Raw genomic sequence first — 18,131 nt, 5'->3', positions numbered from 1 at the left:
CACAGTGCGGTGCCTCGTCTTTTAGCCGAGGCGCCGCCCCAGGTCGTCCAGGCCGTTCCACGCCGCGCAGCACCCGTAGGCCAGCGCGGCCGCCAAGGGCCACGCCAGAATTCCCCACCACGTCTCCAGAGCCGGCGCCACCAGCAGGGTGTCGTTCGGCTTGATCGTCGACGGCATCGGGTACGCGCCCGCGGCCAGGTTGCCGCCCAGGTACTGCGCGAACCACGCCGCCGCGAACGAGCCCGCCGTCATGCCCAGCATCACGACCGGCCCGCGCCGCTGCCGCAGCAGCCACACCGCGATGCCGGTGATCGCGCCCGCGCCGAGACCGATCAGCACGAACACCATCAGCGCGTCGAGCCGGTGGTAGCTCTCCACCCCGATCGGGTAGAACTTGTTGTCCTGCGGCGAGACGATCTTGAGCTGCGGCGGGGCGAGCCACGACCACAGATACCCGGCGGGCAGCCCGAACGCGAACGTCGTCAGCAGCACCACCAGGCCCGGCAGCAGATCCCGCTTGACCACGACCTTCGGCCGCGGCCGGATGTAGTGGTAGACGTACGGCGGCTCCGGCACGGGTTCGATGCGGACCGGGGCTGCTTTCTCGTCCATTCGCGAGAGGTTACTACCGAGCAGAAGTGATCTCTCCGTGGCGGCTGCAGCGCGCCGTCCAGCCGTCCGGGGTCACCTGGACGACCATCCGGCGCGCGCACTCCGAGCAGTACCGCGGCGGGTCGATCATCGACAGCCGCTGACGGCAGAACGCGTGGTCGCCGTCAGCTTCCTCTTTGCCGCAGAAAGAGCAGTACGTCATCACGGGGTTCACAGGGTCTGGCTCAGCGCCTTGATCGGCATCGACAGCTCCTCGAGCATGTCGAGGTCCTGCTGCGCCGGGCGGCCGAGGTTCGTCAGGTAGTTGCCGACGATGATCGCGTTGATGCCGCCGAGCATGCCCTGCTTCGCGCCCAGGTCGCCGAACGTCAGCTCACGGCCACCCGCGAAACGCAGGATCGTGCGCGGCAGGGCCAGCCGGAACGCGCCGACCGTCCGCAGTGCCTCGGCACCCTCGACGACCGGGTAGTTCTCGTACGGCGTGCCGGGGTTCGGGATGAGGAAGTTGAGCGGCACCTCGTCCGGCTCCAGCTCGGCCAGCTGCACGGCGAACTCCGCGCGCTGCGCCAGCGTCTCGCCCATGCCGATGATGCCGCCGCAGCAGACCTCCATGCCGGCGTCGCGGATCATCTTCAGCGTGTCCCAGCGCTCCTCCCAGGAGTGCGTGGTGACGACGTTCGGGAAGTGCGAGCGGGCGGTCTCGAGGTTGTGGTTGTAGCGGTGCACGCCCATCGCCACGAGCTCGTCGACCTGCTCCTGCGTGAGCATGCCGAGTGAGCAGGCGATCTGGATGTCGTTGCCGTCCTCGCGGATGGCCTTGATGCCGTCACGCACCTGCGAGAGCAGCCGCTTGTCCGGTCCGCGCACGGCCGCGACGATGCAGAACTCGGTCGCGCCGGTCTCCCGCGTCTGCCGTGCCGCGCGCACGAGACCGGGGATGTCCAGCCACGCCGACCGCACGGGCGACGGGAACTGGCCGGACTGCGAGCAGAAGTGGCAGTCCTCCGGGCAGCCGCCGGTCTTCAGCGAGACGATGCCCTCGACCTCGACCTCGGGGCCGCACCAGCGCTCACGCACCTCGTGCGCCAGCGCCAGAAGCTCGGGGATGCGCTCGTCAGGCAGCTCGAGCACCTGCAGGACCTGTGCCTCGGACAGTCCTACGCCTCGTTCGAGCACCTGCTCACGAGCCTCGTCGAGCACGTCGATCCGTTCCGGAGCTGCGGTCACGGTGTCTCCTCCTCCTGTGGCCTGGCGAGCAGTCTGCCTCACTGAATCCTTCATCGTGGAGCGACGTAGGTCACTGGACCGCGAACTGAGCCGCGAACGTCTCCGGGTCGAACTCCCCGCCGAACCACGGTGAAAACGATCTCTTGGCGACCGCCAGGAAATCCACAGAACCGAGCTTCGTCACACCCTGCGGCAGCGCGCCGAGCAGCGGGGCGCCCGCCGCGTCCGGCAGATCCGCCAGGTTCGTCAGCGCCGCGAGGTCCGGGTGCAACGGCCAGCTGCCGACCACGACACCGATCGACTCGAGGCCACGCCGCTGCAGCGCCTCCGCGGTGAGAGCCGTGGAGTTGAGGGTCCCCAGCCCGGCCTGCGCCACGATCAGCACGGGCGCGTTCACCGCCCACGCGATGTCGGCCAGCGTCGACCCGCTCTCGTCGAACCTGACCAGCAGCCCGCCCGCGCCCTCGACCAGCACCAGGTCGTGCGTCGCGTCGAGGTCCGTCACGGCGGCGGCGACGTCCGCGGGGTGGATCGTGGCCATCCCCGCCCGTCTCGCCGCGGTGGCGGGCGCCAGTGGATCGGGGTATCTGGCCAGCTCACGGGTGGTCACGTCACCCGCCAGCCGCGCCACCTCCGCCACATCGCCGGGCTCGCCGGGCAGCAGGCCGGTCTGGGCGGGCTTCAGCACCGCGACCCGTCTGCCTTCTGCCCTGGCCAGCGCCGCGATGCCCGCGGTGACGGCGGTCTTGCCGACCTCTGTCCCGGTTCCGGTGATCACCAGCACGCTCACAGGCACTCACCTTAGGACGTGACCTACCGTGACAGCATGAGTGAGCAACCGATCGTGATGTACGGCGCCGAATGGTGTGGTGACTGCCGCCGGGCCAAGTCGTGGCTGACCCGCAACAACGTGCCGTTCACCTACGTCGACGTCGAGAACGACGACGAAGCGCGGGACAAGGCGATCGAGCTCTCCGGACGCAAGAACATCCCCGTCCTGGTGCTGCCGAACGGGGATGTCCTGGTGGAACCGACCGACACGCAGCTGTCAGCCGCGATCAGCCACTAATAGCTGTAGAGGTCGAGCCGCGCGCCGTCGTACAGGCCGGGAACTCCGAAGGTCGAGCGCGGCTTGGCCTCGTTGACCAACATCAGCTGTCCCGAGTGCGGGCCGCCGGTCCACTTCTGCTCGATGCCGCCGGTGCACTGCCACAGCTGCAGCCGCGTGACCTCGAGATCAATGTCCTCCAGCGCCGCGTCGAGGCACTTGCCGTTCATCTGGTTGATGACCTGGAAGCCGCCCCCCAACGGGTGCGGTTGAACCAGCCAGTACTGCTCGGCGCCACCCATCCCGCAGGTCCACAACTGGACCTTGCCGCCGTCGCGGCCGATCTCCTCCAGCGCCGCGTCGAAGCACAGCTTGGGGTTGCCTCGCCAGCTCAGCTTCGTCCACGTGGTGCCAGAACCCCACATGACGGAGTCCCGGAGCTGGTCCGCGGCCTGCGCCGGTGCGGCGAGGCCGGTCATCCCCAGAATGGCAGCGCAGACGACGGCCGCGATTTTCCCCATGTGCGCCACGCTAGCGAGCCGCAGCGACCACCGCAGCCGCAATCTGCGCGATTTCCTGATCGGTCGAGACGAACGGCGGCATCGTGTAGATCAGGTCGCGGAACGGCCGCAGCCACACACCCGCGTCCACCGCGGCTTTGGTGGCTCGTGCCATGTCCACGGGCTGATCGAGCTGCACGACGCCGATGGCGCCCAGCACGCGCACGTCCTTCACACCGGGCAACGCGCGTGCGGGCGCGAGGCCGGTTTTCAGGCCGTGCTCGATGCGTGCGACCTCACGCTTCCAGTCCTGGGACAGCAGCAGGTCGATCGACGCGAGCGACACCGCCGACGCGAGCGGGTTGCCCATGAACGTCGGCCCGTGCGCGAGGACCGGCACCTCGCCCTTGCTGATCCCGTCCGCCACCCGTGACGTGCACAGGGTGGCGGCCATCGTCAGATATCCACCGGTCAGCGACTTGCCGAGGCACATGACGTCCGGGCTGACGTTCGCGTGATCGGCGGCGAACAGCTCACCCGTGCGCCCGAAGCCCGTGGCGATCTCGTCGAACACCAGCAGCACGTCGTGGGTGTACGCGAGCTCACGCAGCACGTGCAGGTAGCGCGGATCGTGGAAGCGCATGCCGCCGGCACCCTGCACGACCGGCTCGACGATGATCGCGGCCAGTTCGCCGGCATGCTGTTCGACCAGGTCGGAGAGGTGCTGGACGTACGCGGTGTCCATCTCGGCGGGAGGTGCGTCCGCGAACACCTGCTGCGGCAGGATTCCACTCCACAGCGAATGCATGCCGCCCTCGGGATCGCAGACGGACATCGGGTTGAACGTGTCGCCGTGGTAGCCGCCGCGCCACGTCATCAACCGGTGCTTCTCCTGCCGGTTCTGCGAACGCCAGTACTGCAGGCACATCTTCACCGCGACCTCGACCGACACCGACCCGGAGTCGCACAGGAACACGTGCTGCAACGGTTCGGGTGAGATCTCGACGAGCTTCGTCGCGAGCTTGATGGCGGGCTCGTGCGTGAGCCCGCCGAACATCACGTGGCTCATCCGGCCGAGCTGGTCCGTGACGGCGGCGTCGAGCACCGGGTGCCGGTAGCCGTGGATCGAGGCCCACCAGGACGACATGCCGTCGATCAGCTCCCTGCCGTCCCCGAGGGTGAGCCGGACACCCGAAGCCTCCTTGACGAGCAACGGCTCCTGGGTGCCCGGCATCGGGCCGTACGGGTGCCAGACGTGCGCCTGGTCGAGCTTCAGCAGGTCGTCCACGCGCCGAACATTAAGCGAGACGCACAGGAAGCGTGTGCAGACCACGGATCAACGTGCTGTCACGCCACACCAGCGTCTCCGGCTCGGCGGCGAGCTGCAGGTTCGGGAACCGCGCCAGCAGGTGCGTCAACGCCACGTCGAACTCCAGCCGGGCCAGCGGCGCGCCCAGGCAGAAGTGGATGCCGTGACCGAACGCGACGTGCCCACCCGCGTTGCGGGTGACGTCGAGCCGGTCGGGGTTCTCGTACTTCTCCGGGTCCCGGTTCGCCGCGATCAGCGACACCATCACGAACTCGTCGGCGGGAATCGTGACGCCGCCCAGCTCCACCGGCTCGGTGGTGTAGCGGAACGTCGCGATGTTCACCGGCCCCTCCAGCCGCAGGAACTCCTCCGCGCTCGCCGGGATCAGCTCGGGACGGTCCTTGAGGATCTGCAGCTGGTCCGGGTTGTGCAGCAGCGCGAGCACGGCGTTGCCGATGAGGTTCACCGTCGTCTCGTGGCCGGCCACGAGCAGAAGGAACGCCATCGACACCAGTTCGGCGTGGTTGAGCCGGTCCCCCGACTCGTCCGCGTGCACGAGGGCGGAGAAGAACGTGTCGTCCGGCTTCTCGTTCGCGACGCGGTCAACGTGCGCGATCAGGAACTGCGCCATCTTCCCGGACGCCTCGGCGATCTGTTCCTGCGTACCGAAGGACAGCAGCGTGTTCGACCACTCGCGGAACTCGTCGCGGTTGTCGATCGGGATGCCGAGCAGCTCGCAGATCACCGTGATCGGCAGCGGGAACGCGAACGCCTCCAGCAGGTCGACCTCGTCGCCGTCGTTCAGCTTGGCGATGAGCTCGGCGGCGATCTCCTCCACGCGCGGCGCATCAGCTCGATCCGCCGCGCGGTGAACGCCTTGTTCACGAGCTTGCGCAGGCGGGTGTGGTTCGGCGGGTCCATGTTGAGCATGTGCACCGCGAGGCCGGCGTCGAACTGCCGGCGGTCCGCCTCCTTGGGCGCGTGCAGCTCGAAGAGGTGTCCTCCAGCCTGCATGTCCTTGCTGATCCGCGGGTCGGTGAGCGCGACCTTGGCCTCTTCGTAACGAGTCACGAGCCAGACCTTGAGCCCGCGCGGCAGGTGGACTTCCTGCACGGGGCCTTCGGCACGCAACATGTCGTGCACTTCGTGTGGGTTCTGGACGTAGTCGGCGGGCAACTGGGTGAGTGTCGTCACCTCACCCAGTTAACCCCGTTAACTCATGGCTGGCCACTATTTCTCAGCTAGCCGGGACATTCTCAGCTAGCCGAGACATCCCGGTCCGAGCAGCGCCTTCAGGTCACCCATCAGCGACGGCGTGGGCGCCACCCGCAGCGCGTCGTCCAGCTTCAGCACGGTGTTGCGCGACGCGTTGATCACCAGGTTGAGGTGCACCTCGGTCGAGCCGGGGTGCGCCCGCAGCACCTCCTTGAGCTGCGTGACGATCTCCGGCCGGCACTTGGTGGCAGGCATCTTCAGCCGCATCGCCCGCGACCCGATCTCGCTCAGGTCCGGCACCACCAGGTCGTTCGCGATCAGCGAGATGCGGTCGTCGCGCTTGGCCACGCGGGCCTTGACGAGCACGATCGCGTCCTCGACCACGGACATGCCGTGCACCATGAAGCTCTTCGGGAAGAACAGCACCTCGATGCCACCGGCGAGGTCCTCCAGCTGAGCGGAGGCCCACGACTCGCCGTTCTTGTTCACCCGGCGCATCACCGAGGCGAGGATGCCGCCGATGGTGACCTGGGTGCCGTCGGGGACGTCGCCTTCGAGGATCCGCGCGATCGAGGCGTCGGAGTACGACTCCAGCACGTGCTCGACGCCGTTCAGCGGGTGGCCGGAGACGTAGAGGCCGAGCATCTCGCGTTCCAGTGCGAGCTGGTGCTTGGACTCCCACTGCTCCTGCGGGATCTTGACGTCGAACACGCCAGCGATGTCGTCGTCGGACGCGTCACCGCCGCCGAAGAGGTCGAACTGGCCCTTGGCCTCTTCCTTCTTCGTGATCATCACGGCGTCGACGGCGTCCACGTGGACCATGTGCAGGCCCTTGCGCGGGTGGCCGAGCGAGTCGAAGGCGCCCGCCTTGATCAGCGACTCGACGACCTTCTTGTTGCAGGCCGTGGCGTCGATCTTGCGCAGGAAGTCGGAGAAGTCGACGAACTTTCCCTTCTCCTTGCGCGCCTTGATGATCGCGTCGACGACGTTGGCACCGACGTTGCGGATCGCGCCGAGACCGAAGCGGATGTCGGTGCCGACCGGGGCGAACTCGCGCTCGGACTCGTTGACGTCCGGCGGGAGCACCGTGATGCCCATGCGGCGGCACTCGGCGAGGTAGATCGCCGACTTGTCCTTGTTGTCCGAGTTCGTCGTGAGCAGCGCGGCCATGTACTCGGCCGGGTAGTTCGCCTTGAGGTACGCGGTCCAGTACGCGATGACGCCGTAGGTGGCGGAGTGCGCCTTGTTGAACGCGTAGTCGGCGAACGGGACCAGGATGTCCCAGAGGGTCTTGATCGCCTCTTTCGAGTACCCCTGGTCGATCATGCCCTTCTCGAAGCCCTCGAACTCCTTGTCGAGGATCTCCTTCTTCTTCTTGCCCATCGCGCGGCGGAGCAGGTCCGCTTGGGCCAGCGTGTAGCCCGCGACCTTCCGCGCGATCGCCATGACCTGCTCCTGGTAGACGATCAGGCCGTAGGTCGTGTCGAGGATCTCCGCGAGCGACTCCCGCAGCTCCTCGTGGATCGGGGTGATCTCCTGCTGCTTGTTCTTGCGCAGCGCGTAGTTGATGTGCGAGTTCGCACCCATCGGACCCGGCCGGTACAGGGCGATGACGGCCGAGACGTCCTCGAAGTTGTCCGGCTTCATCAGCCGCAGCAGGTCGCGCAGTGCCGAACCGTCGAGCTGGAACACGCCCAGCGTGTCGCCGCGGCCGAGCAGCTCGTACGTCTTCTTGTCGTCGAGCGGCACCTGGGTGCCGTCGGTGATGTCGATCTTGCCCTTGCCGTTGAGCTCGATGTTGCGCAGGGCGTCGTCGATCGTCGTGAGGTTCGACAGACCCAGGAAGTCCATCTTCAGCAGGCCGAGCGTCTCGCAGGTCGGGTAGTCGAACTGCGTGATGATCGACCCGTCCTGCGGGCGCATCCAGACCGGGATGTGATCGGTGAGCGGCTCCGCGGACATGATGACCGCACAGGCGTGCACACCGGCGTTGCGGATCAGGCCCTCGAGCCCGCGCCCGGTGTCGATGATCTCCTTGACCTGCGGGTCCGTGTCGTAGAGCCCGCGCACCTCGGCGGCCTCGGCGTACCGCTTGTGCGACGAGTCGAAGATGCCGGACAGCGGGATGTCCTTGCCCATGACGGCGGGCGGCATCGCCTTGGAGATCCGGTCGGCGACCGCGTAACCGGGCTGGCCGTACAGGACTCGCGCCGAGTCCTTGATGGCCGCCTTCGCCTTGATGGTGCCGAACGTGATGACCTGGGCGACGTTCTCCTTGCCCCACTTCTCCGTCACGTACCGGATGACGTCACCGCGCCGGCGCTCGTCGAAGTCGATGTCGATGTCGGGAGGGCTGACGCGGTCGGGGTTCAGGAACCGCTCGAAGATCAGGCCGTGCGGCAACGGGTCGAGGTCCGTGATGCCCAGGGCGTACGCGATCAGCGCGCCGGCGGCCGAACCACGGCCGGGACCGACGCGGATGCCGTTGGACTTGGCCCAGTTGATGAAGTCCGCGACGACGAGGAAGTACGACGGGAACCCCATCTGCAGGATGACGCTGATCTCGAACTCGACCTGCTTGGTGTGCTCCTCGTCGACCCCGTTCGGGAACCGGCGGTGCATGCCGCGCCAGACCTCGTCGCGGAAGTACTGGTCCTCCGTCAGCCCCTCCGGCACCGGATACCGCGGCATGAGGTTCTTGAACTCGAACATGCCGGTCGTGTCGACCTTCTCCGCGATCAGCAGGGTGTTGCGGCACCCCTCCTGCCACGCGTCGCTCGAGTCGACCGCGCGCATCTCCTCCGGCGACTTCAGGTAGTAGCCCGTGCCGTCGAACTTGAACCGCGTCGGGTCCTGCAGCGTCTTACCGGTCTGGATGCAGAGCAGCGCCTCGTGCGTGTCCTTGTCCGTCGGGTACGTGTAGTGCGAGTCGTTCGTCACGACGAACGGGATGTCGAGCTTCTTCTGGATCTCCAGCAACCCGCCGCGGACCCGGCTCTCGATCTCGATGCCGTGGTCCATGATCTCCATGAAGAAGTTCTCTTTGCCGTAGATCTCCTGCCACTTGGCGGCAGCCTCGAGAGCTTCCTTCTCGTGCCCCAGCCGCAGGCGCGTCTGCACCTCGCCCGACGGGCACCCGGTCGTCGCCATCAGACCAGCGGAGTGCTCGGCGATGAGCTCGGCGTCCATCCGCGGCCACTTGCCCAGCTGCCCCTCGGTGGAGGCGAGGCTGGACAGCTTCATGAGGTTGTGCAGACCCTCGACGTTCCGAGCCCAGATCGTCTGGTGGGTGTACGCACCGGACGCCGACACGTCGTCGGCCTTCTGCCCGGGGTCGCCCCACAGCACGCGCTTCTTGTTGAAGCGGGAGTCCGGCGCCATGTACGCCTCGATGCCGATGATCGGCTTGACCCCGGCCGCCGTCGCCTGCTTGAAGAAGTCGTAGGCGCCGTACATGTTGCCGTGGTCGGTGATGGCGGCGGCGGGCATGCCCATGCGCTCGCACTCGGCGAACATGTCCTTGAGCTTCGCCGCACCGTCGAGCATCGAGTACTCGGTGTGCACGTGCAGGTGCACAAACGAGTCCGCCACGGTACCTCCAGGAGATCGAACGGACGCGTGGGAAGGACGCGAATCCGGATCTGCCAACCCTATCCCGCGCGAAATCTCGGGTCACGAACCCCTCTGCGGCCTGTCGCGTGATCTACGACCTGCCAGGCGGTGACGCGAAGATCGCAAGCGCGAGGTAGCGTTCAATTCGTGGTGGCCCCTGATCCCGTTGACGCTCGACTCCTGGCGATGCTGGCCGACTCGGGCCGTGCCGCCGTGCACGAGATCGCCCAGCGCCTCGGCATGGATCCGAGGGAAGCCGCCATGCGTCTGATCACCCTCTCCGGCAGCGGCCTTCCGCTGCTGGTGGGCGTGGAGTGCGACCCCAACGGCATCCGCCGGGCGCTCGCGAACGCCGCCGCGTACGGCAACTACATGGGCCCACCGGCCTCTGGTCCCCACGCGGTGCACCAGAGCGGTCCGCACCACGTGAGCGGCCCGCACCAGGTCCCGTACGCGCCGCAGAACCCGGCCAGCCAGCCCTTCCCCGCCCAGCAGCCGCCAGCGCAGCCCCAGGCCACCTGGGGTCCACCGCAGTCGGCCGGCTGGGTGCGCGCGGACCAGCCGCAGCCCAGGCCCGTCTCGCGGACCGGCAAGATCGGCTCGGCCCTGGAAGCGGACAGCCTCGAGGGCGCGCGTCTCTCCATCCAGCTGGTCGAGTTCGTCGACCCGGCGGACTTCCTCTTCACCGCGGCGGGCTACAAGCTGGCCGAGGGTGAACGGGCCGTGGTCGTGCACACCGAGATCACGAACACCTCGCAGGTGCCGTACACCTCGCTGCCGGACATGTACCTGGTCCTGGTCACCAAGACCGGCGAGACCGTGACGAAGGCTCCCGTGTCGCTGTCTTCCCGGCCCGCGCACAAGCTCGGCGTGCAGCCGGGCGAGACGGCCGGTGGCCACACGGTGTTCGTGCTGCCCGAGACGACCGATGTCATCCAGATCCGCTGGAGCGTGCGTCCCGAGGTGGACTTCAACACGCTCGTGTGGACGGTCGAGGACTAATTCGACCGGAGCGCGGCCGGCGAAGGCCGCGGTCAGCCCTCTTCGCGCAGCTTCTCCAGCGCGGCGGCCAGGTCGGCCGGGTAGTCCGAGGTGAACGTGACCCACTCGCCGGTGCCGGGGTGGTGGAACCCGAGCTGGCGCGCGTGCAGCCACTGCCGCGCCACGCCGAGCCTCTTGGCCAGCGTGGGGTCCGCGCCGTAGGTCAGGTCGCCGACGCACGGGTGGTGCAGCGCCGAGAAGTGCACGCGGATCTGGTGCGTGCGGCCGGTCTCCAGGTGCACCTCGACGAACGACGCCGCGCGGAACGCCTCGATAACCTCGTAGTGGGTGATCGACGGCTTGCCGGAGTTCATCACCGCGAACTTGTAGTCGTGCTTGGGGTGCCGGTCGATCGGGGCGTCGATGGTGCCCTTGATCGGGTCGGGGTGGCCCTGCACGAGCGCGTGGTAGACCTTGGCGACGGTCCGTTCCTTGAAGGCGTGCTTCAAAGCGGAGTAGGCCGACTCGGACTTCGCCACGACCATCACACCGGTGGTGCCCACGTCGAGGCGGTGCACGACGCCCTGCCGTTCCGCGGCACCCGACGTGGCGATCCGGTGGCCCGCCGCGGCGAGCCCGCCGACGACGGTCGGCCCGGTCCAGCCGGGTGACGGGTGCACCGCGACGCCCACGGGCTTGTCCACGACGATGATGTCGTCGTCCTCGTGGATCACGACGAGGCCCTCGACGGGAATCGCCTGGACGGTGACCGGCTGCGGCGGCGCCGGCAGGGTGATCTCCAGCATCGCGCCGGCCGTCAGGCGGTCGGACTTGCCGACGACACGGCCGTCGATCAGCACGTCGTCGGCATCGGCGATGGCCGCGACGACGGTGCGCGACAAGCCCAGGAGCTTCGCGAGGCCAGCGTCGACACGCATGCCGTCCAAACCGTCGGGAATCGGCAGCGTTCGGTATCCGCTCACGCGCGGGGCCTCGACCTTCTTCTCCTTGCAGAACCTGCTGAACCTACCAGGAGCAGCTACTTCGACTCCTGCAGACCGTCCTGCGCCACCGGGGCAGGAGCGTCCTTGTGGACAGTTCCGTCGTAGTCGTGCCGCAGGAGCGCCAGCACGATGATCGTCGCGCCACCGCTGACGATCGCCATGTCCGCGACGTTGAACACCGGCCACACCTGGCCGAACGGGTCGAACAGCGACAGGAAGTCGACCACGTGGCCGCGCATCGGGCCCGGCTCGCGGAAGAGGCGGTCGGCGAGGTTGCCGACGGCGCCGCCGAGCACCAGGCCCAGTCCGACGGCCCAGGGCTGGGAGCGCAGGTTGCGCGAGATCCAGAGGATGAACCCGGCGACGCCCAGCGCGATGAGCGCGAGGATCCACGTCATGCCCTCGGCCAGGCCGAACGCGGCGCCGGGGTTGCGGACGAACGTGAGGTAGAGCACGCCGCCGAACAGCTTGATCGGGTCGGCACCCTCGAGGAACGCCACCGACAGGACCTTGGTGAGCACGTCCAGGGCCAGCACGCCACCGGCCAGGATCGCGAGGATCCCTGTCCGCGGCTCCGGCAGCGAACCGGTGATCGAGAACTCCGGCTCGACGACCTCGTCCGCCGGTTTCTCCTGCTCGCCCGCCTCGGGCTTCGCGGGTTCCTCGGCCGGTTTCGACTCGCTGACCTGCTCCTCGGCAGGAGTCTCTGCGGCCTTGGACTCGTCACTCACCAGGTCATTGTCCACGACCGGGACTACGCGAGGAACGGCGGCAGGGTTCGGCTGTCGTCCTCGGCCACCCAGCGGCCGTCGCGCTGCGTGTAGGTCCACTTCGGACCCTCGGTGACCAGAGTGCGCAACGCGGCCACCAGACGATCGACGTGCTCGGCCGTCGTACCCAGGCCGATCGAGGCGCGGACAGCGCGGTCCTCGTGCGCTCCAGCCTGCTTGACGAGCCGTCCGACGATCACGTGGGCGCAGAACGCTCCGTCACGGACGCCGATGCCGTACTCGGCGGACAGGGCGGCCGCGAGGAAGCCCGCGTCGAAGCCGGGGATGGTGAAGCTCACGACGCCCACCTTGTCGGCGTCGGTCAGGATCGACAGCTCGCGGAAGCCCGGGATCGTGCGCAGGCCGTCCCTCAGCCGCGTCAGCAGCTCCTGCTCGTGCGCGACGGTCTGCTCCCAGTGCCGCGACAGGATCTCGCAGGCCGCGGCCAGCGCGTGCACGCCGACGACGTTGGGGCTCCCGGCCTCGTGCCGCTCGGGCACCGCGGACCAGGCCACGCCGAGCCGGTCACCGTGGTCGGTCACCTTCGACGTCGCGCCGCCGCCCACCAGGTACGGCTGGGCCTGCTGCAGCCAGTCCGCGCGGCCGACCAGCACACCGGCACCGAACGGCGCGTAGATCTTGTGGCCGGAGAACGCGACGTAGTCGACGCCCAGCTCACGCACGTCGATCGGGCGGTGCGGGGCGAGCTGCGCGGCGTCCAGCGCGATCCGCGCGCCGTGCCTGCGAGCGACCTTCGCGAGCTCCGCGACCGGCCACAGCTCCCCCGTGACGTTGGACGCCCCGGTGACGATCACGAGCCGAGGGCCGACCGGGGCGGCGGCCAGAGCCCGGTCCAGCGCGACCACTGCAGCGCCGGACGAAGCAGGAGCGGGGATCCGCTGAACGTCGGGACCACGCCAGGGCAGCAGCGCCGCGTGGTGCTCGCTGTCGAAGAGAACGACCGCGGTGCCGCGAGGAACGCTGCGCGCCAACAGGTTCAGCGAATCGGTGGTGTTGCGGGTGAAGACGACGGTGTCGGAGGCGTGCGCCCCGACGAACTTGCGGATGCGGTCACGGGCCTGCTCGTAGACGCGGGTCGAGACCTGGGAGGCGAACCCGGCGCCGCGGTGCACGCTGGCGTACCAGGGCAGCAGCTCGTCGACGGCGTCGCGCACCTCCTGAAGACACGGCGCGCTGGCCGCGTGGTCGAGGTTGGCGTAGGTGACGCGCTCTCCGGTCACCAGCGGAACACGCAGGTCAGAGCCGACAACAGCCGGAACCGCAGTGCTGGTGGTCTTGGTGATCGCGAGCGTCATCGAGCTGCCTCCGAGGCCAGGGGCCCCGTGTCGCGAAGGCCCGCGCTTGACCGGCGCCCCACGCGCCGGACCAGGTCCTCACCAAGGGCACCCCACCGCGGTTGGAGGGTTGCCGGCCAGCAAGCTTGGGCTTGACGCTGGCTCTCATGACCTGCCGACGACGTTAGCGGAGCCTCGCGGCGCTCGTCGACTCCCGATCACATGCTGAGAAGCCTCGGAGACAGAACTAATCGCCGGTCTCACCCTTCCACCGTGCGTAGCGACCGGCCCGGTCGACGGCACGAATGCGCCGCTCAGCAGCGTCACGCGCTTCTTCGGTGGTGACGATGAGCAACTGGTCGTCGGTCTGCAGCCGCGTCGTCGGTTGTGGCGTGAAACTCTTCCCTGCACGCACGACGAGGCTCACCGTGGCACCGATCGGCAGCCGCAGCTCGGACATGTAGACGCCGTGCAGCTTCGACCCGCGCTGGATGTGCACCTGCAGCAGCTCGGCGCTCAGCTCGTCCAGCGGCGAGGAGTCGACCTGCACCTCCTGCGGCTCACCCGCGCGCACCAGGCCGAGACGCCGCGCGAGGAACGGCAACGTCGTGCCCTGCACCACCGTCAGCACGATGACCAGCACGAACACCGCGTCGACCAGCTCACGCGCGCCTTCGACACCCTGGATCAGCGGGATCAGCGCGAACACGATCGGCACCGCACCGCGCAGCCCCGACCAGGAGAGGAACACCTGCTCCCGCCACGGCACCTTGAACGGCAGCGCGGCGACGACGACGGACAACGGCCGGGCCACGAGCGTCACCACCACGCCCGCGATCAGCGCGGGAACCAGCACGTCGAGCAGCCGCGACGGCGACGCGTAGAGGCCGAGCAGGACGAAGAGCCCGATCTGGGCGAGCCAGCCGAGACCTTCGGCGAAGGAGAGGGTGTCCGCGCGGTGCGGCAGGCGGGCGTTGCCCAGCACCAGAGCCGCGACGTAGGTGGCGAGGAATCCGGACGCGTGCAGCAGATCGCCCGCCGTGTAGGCCATGACGCACACCGCAACCGTGGCGAGCGGGTACAGACCGGTCGCGGGCAGCGCCGCGCGTCTCAGCCCGGCACCGCCGAGGATGCCCAGTGCGACGCCGATGAGCGCGCCCGCGGCCAGTTCGTAGAGCACGAGCAGCGGCGCGGTCCAGGTGATCTGGTCCGCGGAGGCCAGCAGCACGACGGCGATGTAGACGGGTGCGTCGTTGAGACCTGACTCCAGTTCGAGCGCGCCCGTGAGCCGCGCTCCCACGCCCAACGACCGCAGCACGCTGAACACGGCCGCCGCGTCCGTGGACGACAGCACCGCGCCCCACAGCAACGCCATCCGCCAGTCGAGGCCGAGCAGGTGGTGCAATGCCGTGCCGGTGATCGCGACGCTCACCGCAACGGCCACTGTGGACAGTGTGACGCCTAACCACAGGGACGTCTTCACGGCCTGCCAGCGGGTCGTGAGGCCACCCTCGGTCAAGATCAGCACGAGGGCCGCGACGCCGAGCGACTGGGTGAGGTCTGCGTCGTCGAAGTTGATGCCGAGCACGGACTCGCCGAGGACCACGCCGATGCCCAGGTACAGCAGCAACGAGGGCAGCCCAAGCCGGATCGACACACGCACCGCGATCACGGAGATCAGCAGGACGGCGGCGCCGATGCCCAGCACGACGGTGACGTCACCCACCTGGACCATTCTGAGTGATCACCACCGAATTGGACGAATCCGACGCGTCGAACAACCAGCCGTTCGCACCTACCGGGCTCATGCGCACAGGAGCATGTTGATCAGTGGCTCAATCCCAACCCTGCACGGAGTTGAACCATGAGGATCCTCATCGCACTGGCGGCCGCCTTGACGGTGGCCGGAGCAACCACAGCACAGGCGGCCGCTCCGCCCGAAGTCACCGCTCTGGCGGCTCCCAACATCAACGTCGCGAACGTGCAAGCCCACCTCAACCAGTTCCAGTCGATCGCGAACGCCAACGGCGGCAGCCGCGCGCACGGACGTCCGGGGTACCTGGCCTCGGTGAACTGGGTGAAGGGCAAGCTCGACGCGGCGGGCTTCACCACGCGGGTGCAGTCGTTCACCTACAACGGCGCCACCGGCTACAACCTGATCGCGGACTACCCCGGCGGCGACCTGAACAACGTTGTCATGCTCGGTGGCCACCTCGACAGCGTCACCTCGGGACCCGGCATCAACGACAACGGCACGGGCTCCGCGTCGATCCTGGAGGTCGCCCTCCAGATGAAGGCCACCGGTTTCCAGCCGACCAAGCACGTCCGGTTCGCCTGGTGGGGCGCGGAGGAGCTCGGCCTGCGCGGCTCGAGGTTCTACGTGAACTCCCTGTCCGCCGCGGACAAGTCGAGGATCAAGGCCTACCTGAACTTCGACATGACCGGCTCGCCGAACCCCGGCTACTTCGTCTACGACGGTGCTGACGGTCAGCCCGCCGGTTCGGTGGCGCTGCAGCAGCGACTGCAGGCGGGTTTCACGACGCTGAACGTCCAGACCGAGCTGGTCAAGGTCGGCGGCCGCTCCGACCACGCCGCCTTCGCCGCGGCGAACATCCCGACCGGCGGCACCTTCACCGGTGCCGAGCAGACCAAGACCACCGCCCAGGCGAGGAAGTGGGGCGGCACGGCCGGCCTGGCCTTCGACCGCTGCTACCACCGCTCCTGCGACACCACGTCCAACGTCAACGCCACGGCGCTCGACCGCAACGCGGACGTGATCGCCTACGCGTTGTGGGCGATCGCGGCCTGAGTCAGCACCTGCACGGCCTCGTCGACCATCGGCTCGACGAGGCCGGGCAGGGTCGCGAACATCTGCACCTGGCCCAGGTAGAGGCTGAACGCGATCAACGCGCGCTTCCTCGCGTGCTCCGCGTCGAACCCGAGCTGCTCGAACAGCTCGGTCAGGTAGCCCAGCCGCCGTTCGGTGACCCGCTGGAGAACCGGCCCGATCACCTCGTTCCCGGCGCCCGCCTGCAAAGCCATCTCCACCGACCCCTTGCGGGTGCGGTCGAGCACCGTCTCGAACAACGTCCTGAGCTTGTCCCGCGGTGACTTCTCGGCCTCGACGAGCTCGATGACCTTCTCGGTGTGCTCCCGCTCCCACCGCTCGACGGTCGCTTTCAGCAGCGCCTCGCGGTTGGGGAAGTGGTGGTAGACGCTCCCCTTCGTCGCGCCGGCCCTGGCCGCGAGCGGCTCGATCGCGACGGCGGGCAGCCCGCCTTCCGCGAGTGCTCTCAGCGCTATCTCAGTCCAGTCGTCACGAGTGCGGCGCATTTCCGTACGCTAGCGTATGTTTCGCCAACATACGGTGCCGTATGGAAGGAGCGTGTCGTGGTTCGCAACGTGCACGAGAGGGAACTGCCGGTACCCGCCGGACCGTTCGTCGAACGCATCCAGGAGCTGTGGCCACCCCTGTGGGGCAAGCAGGAGTTCGACCGCCCGCTCGGCGTCGGCGCCGACGGCGGGCACGGCCCGATCCGCTACCACTGCACGGAGTTCAAGCCCGGCGAGTCGATCACCTTCGCCTTCAGCGACGGCGAGGGCACGCACACGCTGTCGGCCTCGGGCAACGTGGTGCGGCACGAGCTGATCGGCAATTTCAGCCTCGGCGCACGGCTGCGCTGGGCGCTGGTGATCCGCTGGCTGCACGACGCCTGTCTGGAGGACCTCTTCGACAACTTCGAGCGGGCGGCGGGCCGCGAGCCCGCCACGCCGGCGCGGTGGTCGCTCTGGGTCCGGTTCGTGCGGCGGATGCTGATCAGGCGCCGGCCGGCGCGCGTCTGATCAGGACTGCTCGCGCAGCAGCAGCTGGCCCTGCAGGAAACGCTCGCCCTCGTTCGGCGCCCGCACCAGCCGCGCGACCTCGCCGAACCCGGCCTCACCCGCCAGGTCGGCGAGACTGCCGGGCGACCACCGGTAGGCGAGCGTGACCTTGTGGTCGAACTCCTGCGGCTCCGGATCGTCGCCGGCGTAGAAGCCGAGCAGGAGGTACCCGCCCGGCACCAGCACCCGCGCGAACTCGGCGAACACGACCGGCAGCTGCTCCGGGGGCGTGTGGATCAAGGAGTAGTTCGCCAGCAGGCCGCTCACCGCCGAGTTCGCGAGGTCCAGCGCGGTCATCGACCCCACGTCGAACCGGAGATCCGGACGGGACCGCCGGGCGATGGCGATCATCTCGGGCGACAGGTCGATGCCGAAGGCGTTCAGTCCGAGCGAGTGCAGGTGTGCGGTCACGTGTCCGGGGCCGCAGCCGACGTCCGCGACCGGCCCGGAGTCGTGGGCCTGCACGAGCTCGGCGAACGCGGTCAGCAGTGCGCGCTCCAGCGGCAGGGTGTCGAGCACGTCGCCGAACAGCTCGGCGTAGAGGGGCGCGACGGAGTCGTAGGCAGTCCTCGTGGACGGTTCGGTCACGACGGAAACCGTAGTGCCCCAACGGTCCGCGAGCGTGAAGGCGTGCGCGGTGGCCGGAACCACCGCGCACGCCGCCGGCTACACCTCG

At 68.5% G+C, this 18,131-nt stretch carries 19 protein-coding genes and 1 riboswitch; of the genes, 4 read left to right on the top strand and 15 right to left on the bottom strand.

What is annotated here, in order from left to right; genetic code table 11:
- Positions 1–21 precede the first annotated feature (21 nt).
- From ABFX45_RS37035 to bioD, 4 genes are all read right to left on the bottom strand, one after another.
- The gene (locus ABFX45_RS37035; RefSeq protein WP_109633563.1) at positions 22–612 is read right to left on the bottom strand and encodes a DUF2567 domain-containing protein; all 591 of its coding nucleotides are present in this window, start codon (positions 610–612) and stop codon (positions 22–24) included.
- A gap of 13 nt (positions 613–625) precedes the next feature.
- Positions 626–814: a biotin synthase auxiliary protein BsaP gene (gene bsaP / locus ABFX45_RS46865; protein ID WP_109635097.1), complete on the bottom strand. Its 189-nt coding sequence runs from the start codon at positions 812–814 to the stop codon at positions 626–628.
- An 8-nt stretch (positions 815–822) separates the two neighbouring features.
- Positions 823–1,839 (bottom strand): biotin synthase BioB, encoded by a 1,017-nt coding sequence (gene bioB, locus ABFX45_RS37025; protein ID WP_346135224.1) that lies wholly within the window; start codon positions 1,837–1,839, stop codon positions 823–825.
- 70 nt (positions 1,840–1,909) lie between these two features.
- The gene (bioD, locus tag ABFX45_RS37020) at positions 1,910–2,629 is read right to left on the bottom strand and encodes a dethiobiotin synthase (protein ID WP_109633568.1); all 720 of its coding nucleotides are present in this window, start codon (positions 2,627–2,629) and stop codon (positions 1,910–1,912) included.
- A gap of 36 nt (positions 2,630–2,665) precedes the next feature.
- On the opposite strand from bioD, the gene ABFX45_RS37015 reads away from it, so the two are divergent.
- On the top strand, positions 2,666–2,908 hold the full coding sequence (locus ABFX45_RS37015) for a glutaredoxin family protein (RefSeq protein WP_109635100.1): 243 nt from the start codon (positions 2,666–2,668) through the stop codon (positions 2,906–2,908).
- On the opposite strand, the gene ABFX45_RS37010 is transcribed toward ABFX45_RS37015, so the two are convergent.
- From ABFX45_RS37010 to dnaE, 5 genes are all read right to left on the bottom strand, one after another.
- The gene (locus ABFX45_RS37010; RefSeq protein WP_346135222.1) at positions 2,905–3,408 is read right to left on the bottom strand and encodes an RICIN domain-containing protein; all 504 of its coding nucleotides are present in this window, start codon (positions 3,406–3,408) and stop codon (positions 2,905–2,907) included. The genes ABFX45_RS37015 and ABFX45_RS37010 overlap by 4 nt on opposite strands.
- A gap of 10 nt (positions 3,409–3,418) precedes the next feature.
- On the bottom strand, positions 3,419–4,675 hold the full coding sequence (locus ABFX45_RS37005) for an adenosylmethionine--8-amino-7-oxononanoate transaminase (protein WP_346135220.1): 1,257 nt from the start codon (positions 4,673–4,675) through the stop codon (positions 3,419–3,421).
- A gap of 10 nt (positions 4,676–4,685) precedes the next feature.
- Positions 4,686–5,534, bottom strand: coding sequence for a cytochrome P450 family protein (locus tag ABFX45_RS37000; protein ID WP_346135218.1), 849 nt, complete (start codon positions 5,532–5,534; stop codon positions 4,686–4,688).
- Complete coding sequence (locus ABFX45_RS36995; RefSeq protein ID WP_346135216.1) at positions 5,498–5,890, bottom strand: cytochrome P450 family protein; 393 nt, start codon at positions 5,888–5,890, stop codon at positions 5,498–5,500. The genes ABFX45_RS37000 and ABFX45_RS36995 overlap by 37 nt, the downstream gene beginning before the upstream one ends.
- 66 nt (positions 5,891–5,956) lie before the next feature.
- Positions 5,957–9,502: a DNA polymerase III subunit alpha gene (gene dnaE / locus ABFX45_RS36990; RefSeq protein WP_109633576.1), complete on the bottom strand. Its 3,546-nt coding sequence runs from the start codon at positions 9,500–9,502 to the stop codon at positions 5,957–5,959.
- A gap of 207 nt (positions 9,503–9,709) precedes the next feature.
- Between dnaE and ABFX45_RS36985 the strand changes: the two genes are divergently transcribed.
- A complete protein-coding gene (locus tag ABFX45_RS36985) occupies positions 9,710–10,525 on the top strand; it encodes an AsnC family protein (RefSeq protein WP_233439292.1) in 816 nt (271 codons plus the stop codon).
- Between the two features lie 32 nt (positions 10,526–10,557).
- Here the strand turns inward: ABFX45_RS36985 and ABFX45_RS36980 are convergent, their stop codons facing one another.
- From ABFX45_RS36980 to ABFX45_RS36965, 4 genes are all read right to left on the bottom strand, one after another.
- Positions 10,558–11,442, bottom strand: a complete 885-nt coding sequence (locus tag ABFX45_RS36980) for an RluA family pseudouridine synthase (RefSeq protein ID WP_346135270.1) — start codon at positions 11,440–11,442, stop codon at positions 10,558–10,560.
- A gap of 101 nt (positions 11,443–11,543) precedes the next feature.
- The gene (gene lspA, locus ABFX45_RS36975; protein ID WP_346135213.1) at positions 11,544–12,239 is read right to left on the bottom strand and encodes a signal peptidase II; all 696 of its coding nucleotides are present in this window, start codon (positions 12,237–12,239) and stop codon (positions 11,544–11,546) included.
- 23 nt (positions 12,240–12,262) lie between these two features.
- Complete coding sequence (locus ABFX45_RS36970; protein ID WP_109633584.1) at positions 12,263–13,594, bottom strand: aminotransferase class V-fold PLP-dependent enzyme; 1,332 nt, start codon at positions 13,592–13,594, stop codon at positions 12,263–12,265.
- A 37-nt stretch (positions 13,595–13,631) separates the two neighbouring features.
- A riboswitch (SAM riboswitch) is annotated at positions 13,632–13,746 on the bottom strand.
- Between the two features lie 74 nt (positions 13,747–13,820).
- Positions 13,821–15,308 (bottom strand): potassium/proton antiporter, encoded by a 1,488-nt coding sequence (locus ABFX45_RS36965; protein ID WP_428834276.1) that lies wholly within the window; start codon positions 15,306–15,308, stop codon positions 13,821–13,823.
- Positions 15,309–15,437: 129 nt separating this feature from the next.
- Between ABFX45_RS36965 and ABFX45_RS36960 the strand changes: the two genes are divergently transcribed.
- The gene (locus ABFX45_RS36960) at positions 15,438–16,382 is read left to right on the top strand and encodes a M28 family metallopeptidase (RefSeq protein ID WP_346135211.1); all 945 of its coding nucleotides are present in this window, start codon (positions 15,438–15,440) and stop codon (positions 16,380–16,382) included.
- Here ABFX45_RS36960 and ABFX45_RS36955 read toward each other — a convergent pair.
- Positions 16,355–16,906: a TetR/AcrR family transcriptional regulator gene (locus tag ABFX45_RS36955; RefSeq protein ID WP_109633589.1), complete on the bottom strand. Its 552-nt coding sequence runs from the start codon at positions 16,904–16,906 to the stop codon at positions 16,355–16,357. The two genes, ABFX45_RS36960 and ABFX45_RS36955, sit on opposite strands and share 28 nt — an antisense overlap.
- Positions 16,907–16,963: 57 nt before the next feature.
- Between ABFX45_RS36955 and ABFX45_RS36950 the strand changes: the two genes are divergently transcribed.
- A complete protein-coding gene (locus ABFX45_RS36950; RefSeq protein ID WP_109633590.1) occupies positions 16,964–17,416 on the top strand; it encodes a hypothetical protein in 453 nt (150 codons plus the stop codon).
- Here ABFX45_RS36950 and ABFX45_RS36945 read toward each other — a convergent pair whose 3' ends face one another.
- Entirely contained in the window at positions 17,417–18,043 is a 627-nt protein-coding gene (locus ABFX45_RS36945) for a class I SAM-dependent methyltransferase (RefSeq protein ID WP_346135208.1), read from the bottom strand.
- Between the last annotated feature and the right edge of the window lie 88 nt (positions 18,044–18,131).

Source organism: Lentzea roselyniae (assembly GCF_039537795.1).
GTDB classification, from domain to species: domain Bacteria; phylum Actinomycetota; class Actinomycetes; order Mycobacteriales; family Pseudonocardiaceae; genus Lentzea; species Lentzea atacamensis.
Note: the sequence above shows the minus strand (reverse complement) of the source record. Positions and strands in the feature narration are given on the sequence as shown.

Excerpts from the sequence above, each read along its gene's own strand:
- ABFX45_RS37035 (WP_109633563.1), bottom strand. The coding sequence starts at position 612 with ATGGACGAGAAAGCAGCCCCGGTCCGCATCGAACCCGTGCCGGAGCCG.
- bsaP (WP_109635097.1), bottom strand. The coding sequence starts at position 814 with ATGACGTACTGCTCTTTCTGCGGCAAAGAGGAAGCTGACGGCGACCAC.
- ABFX45_RS37015 (WP_109635100.1), top strand. The coding sequence starts at position 2,666 with ATGAGTGAGCAACCGATCGTGATGTACGGCGCCGAATGGTGTGGTGAC.
- ABFX45_RS37010 (WP_346135222.1), bottom strand. The coding sequence starts at position 3,408 with ATGGGGAAAATCGCGGCCGTCGTCTGCGCTGCCATTCTGGGGATGACC.
- ABFX45_RS36985 (WP_233439292.1), top strand. The coding sequence starts at position 9,710 with ATGCTGGCCGACTCGGGCCGTGCCGCCGTGCACGAGATCGCCCAGCGC.
- ABFX45_RS36980 (WP_346135270.1), bottom strand. The coding sequence starts at position 11,442 with ATGCGTGTCGACGCTGGCCTCGCGAAGCTCCTGGGCTTGTCGCGCACC.
- ABFX45_RS36970 (WP_109633584.1), bottom strand. The coding sequence starts at position 13,594 with ATGACGCTCGCGATCACCAAGACCACCAGCACTGCGGTTCCGGCTGTT.
- ABFX45_RS36965 (WP_428834276.1), bottom strand. The coding sequence starts at position 15,308 with ATGGTCCAGGTGGGTGACGTCACCGTCGTGCTGGGCATCGGCGCCGCC.
- ABFX45_RS36960 (WP_346135211.1), top strand. The coding sequence starts at position 15,438 with ATGAGGATCCTCATCGCACTGGCGGCCGCCTTGACGGTGGCCGGAGCA.
- ABFX45_RS36955 (WP_109633589.1), bottom strand. The coding sequence starts at position 16,906 with ATGCGCCGCACTCGTGACGACTGGACTGAGATAGCGCTGAGAGCACTC.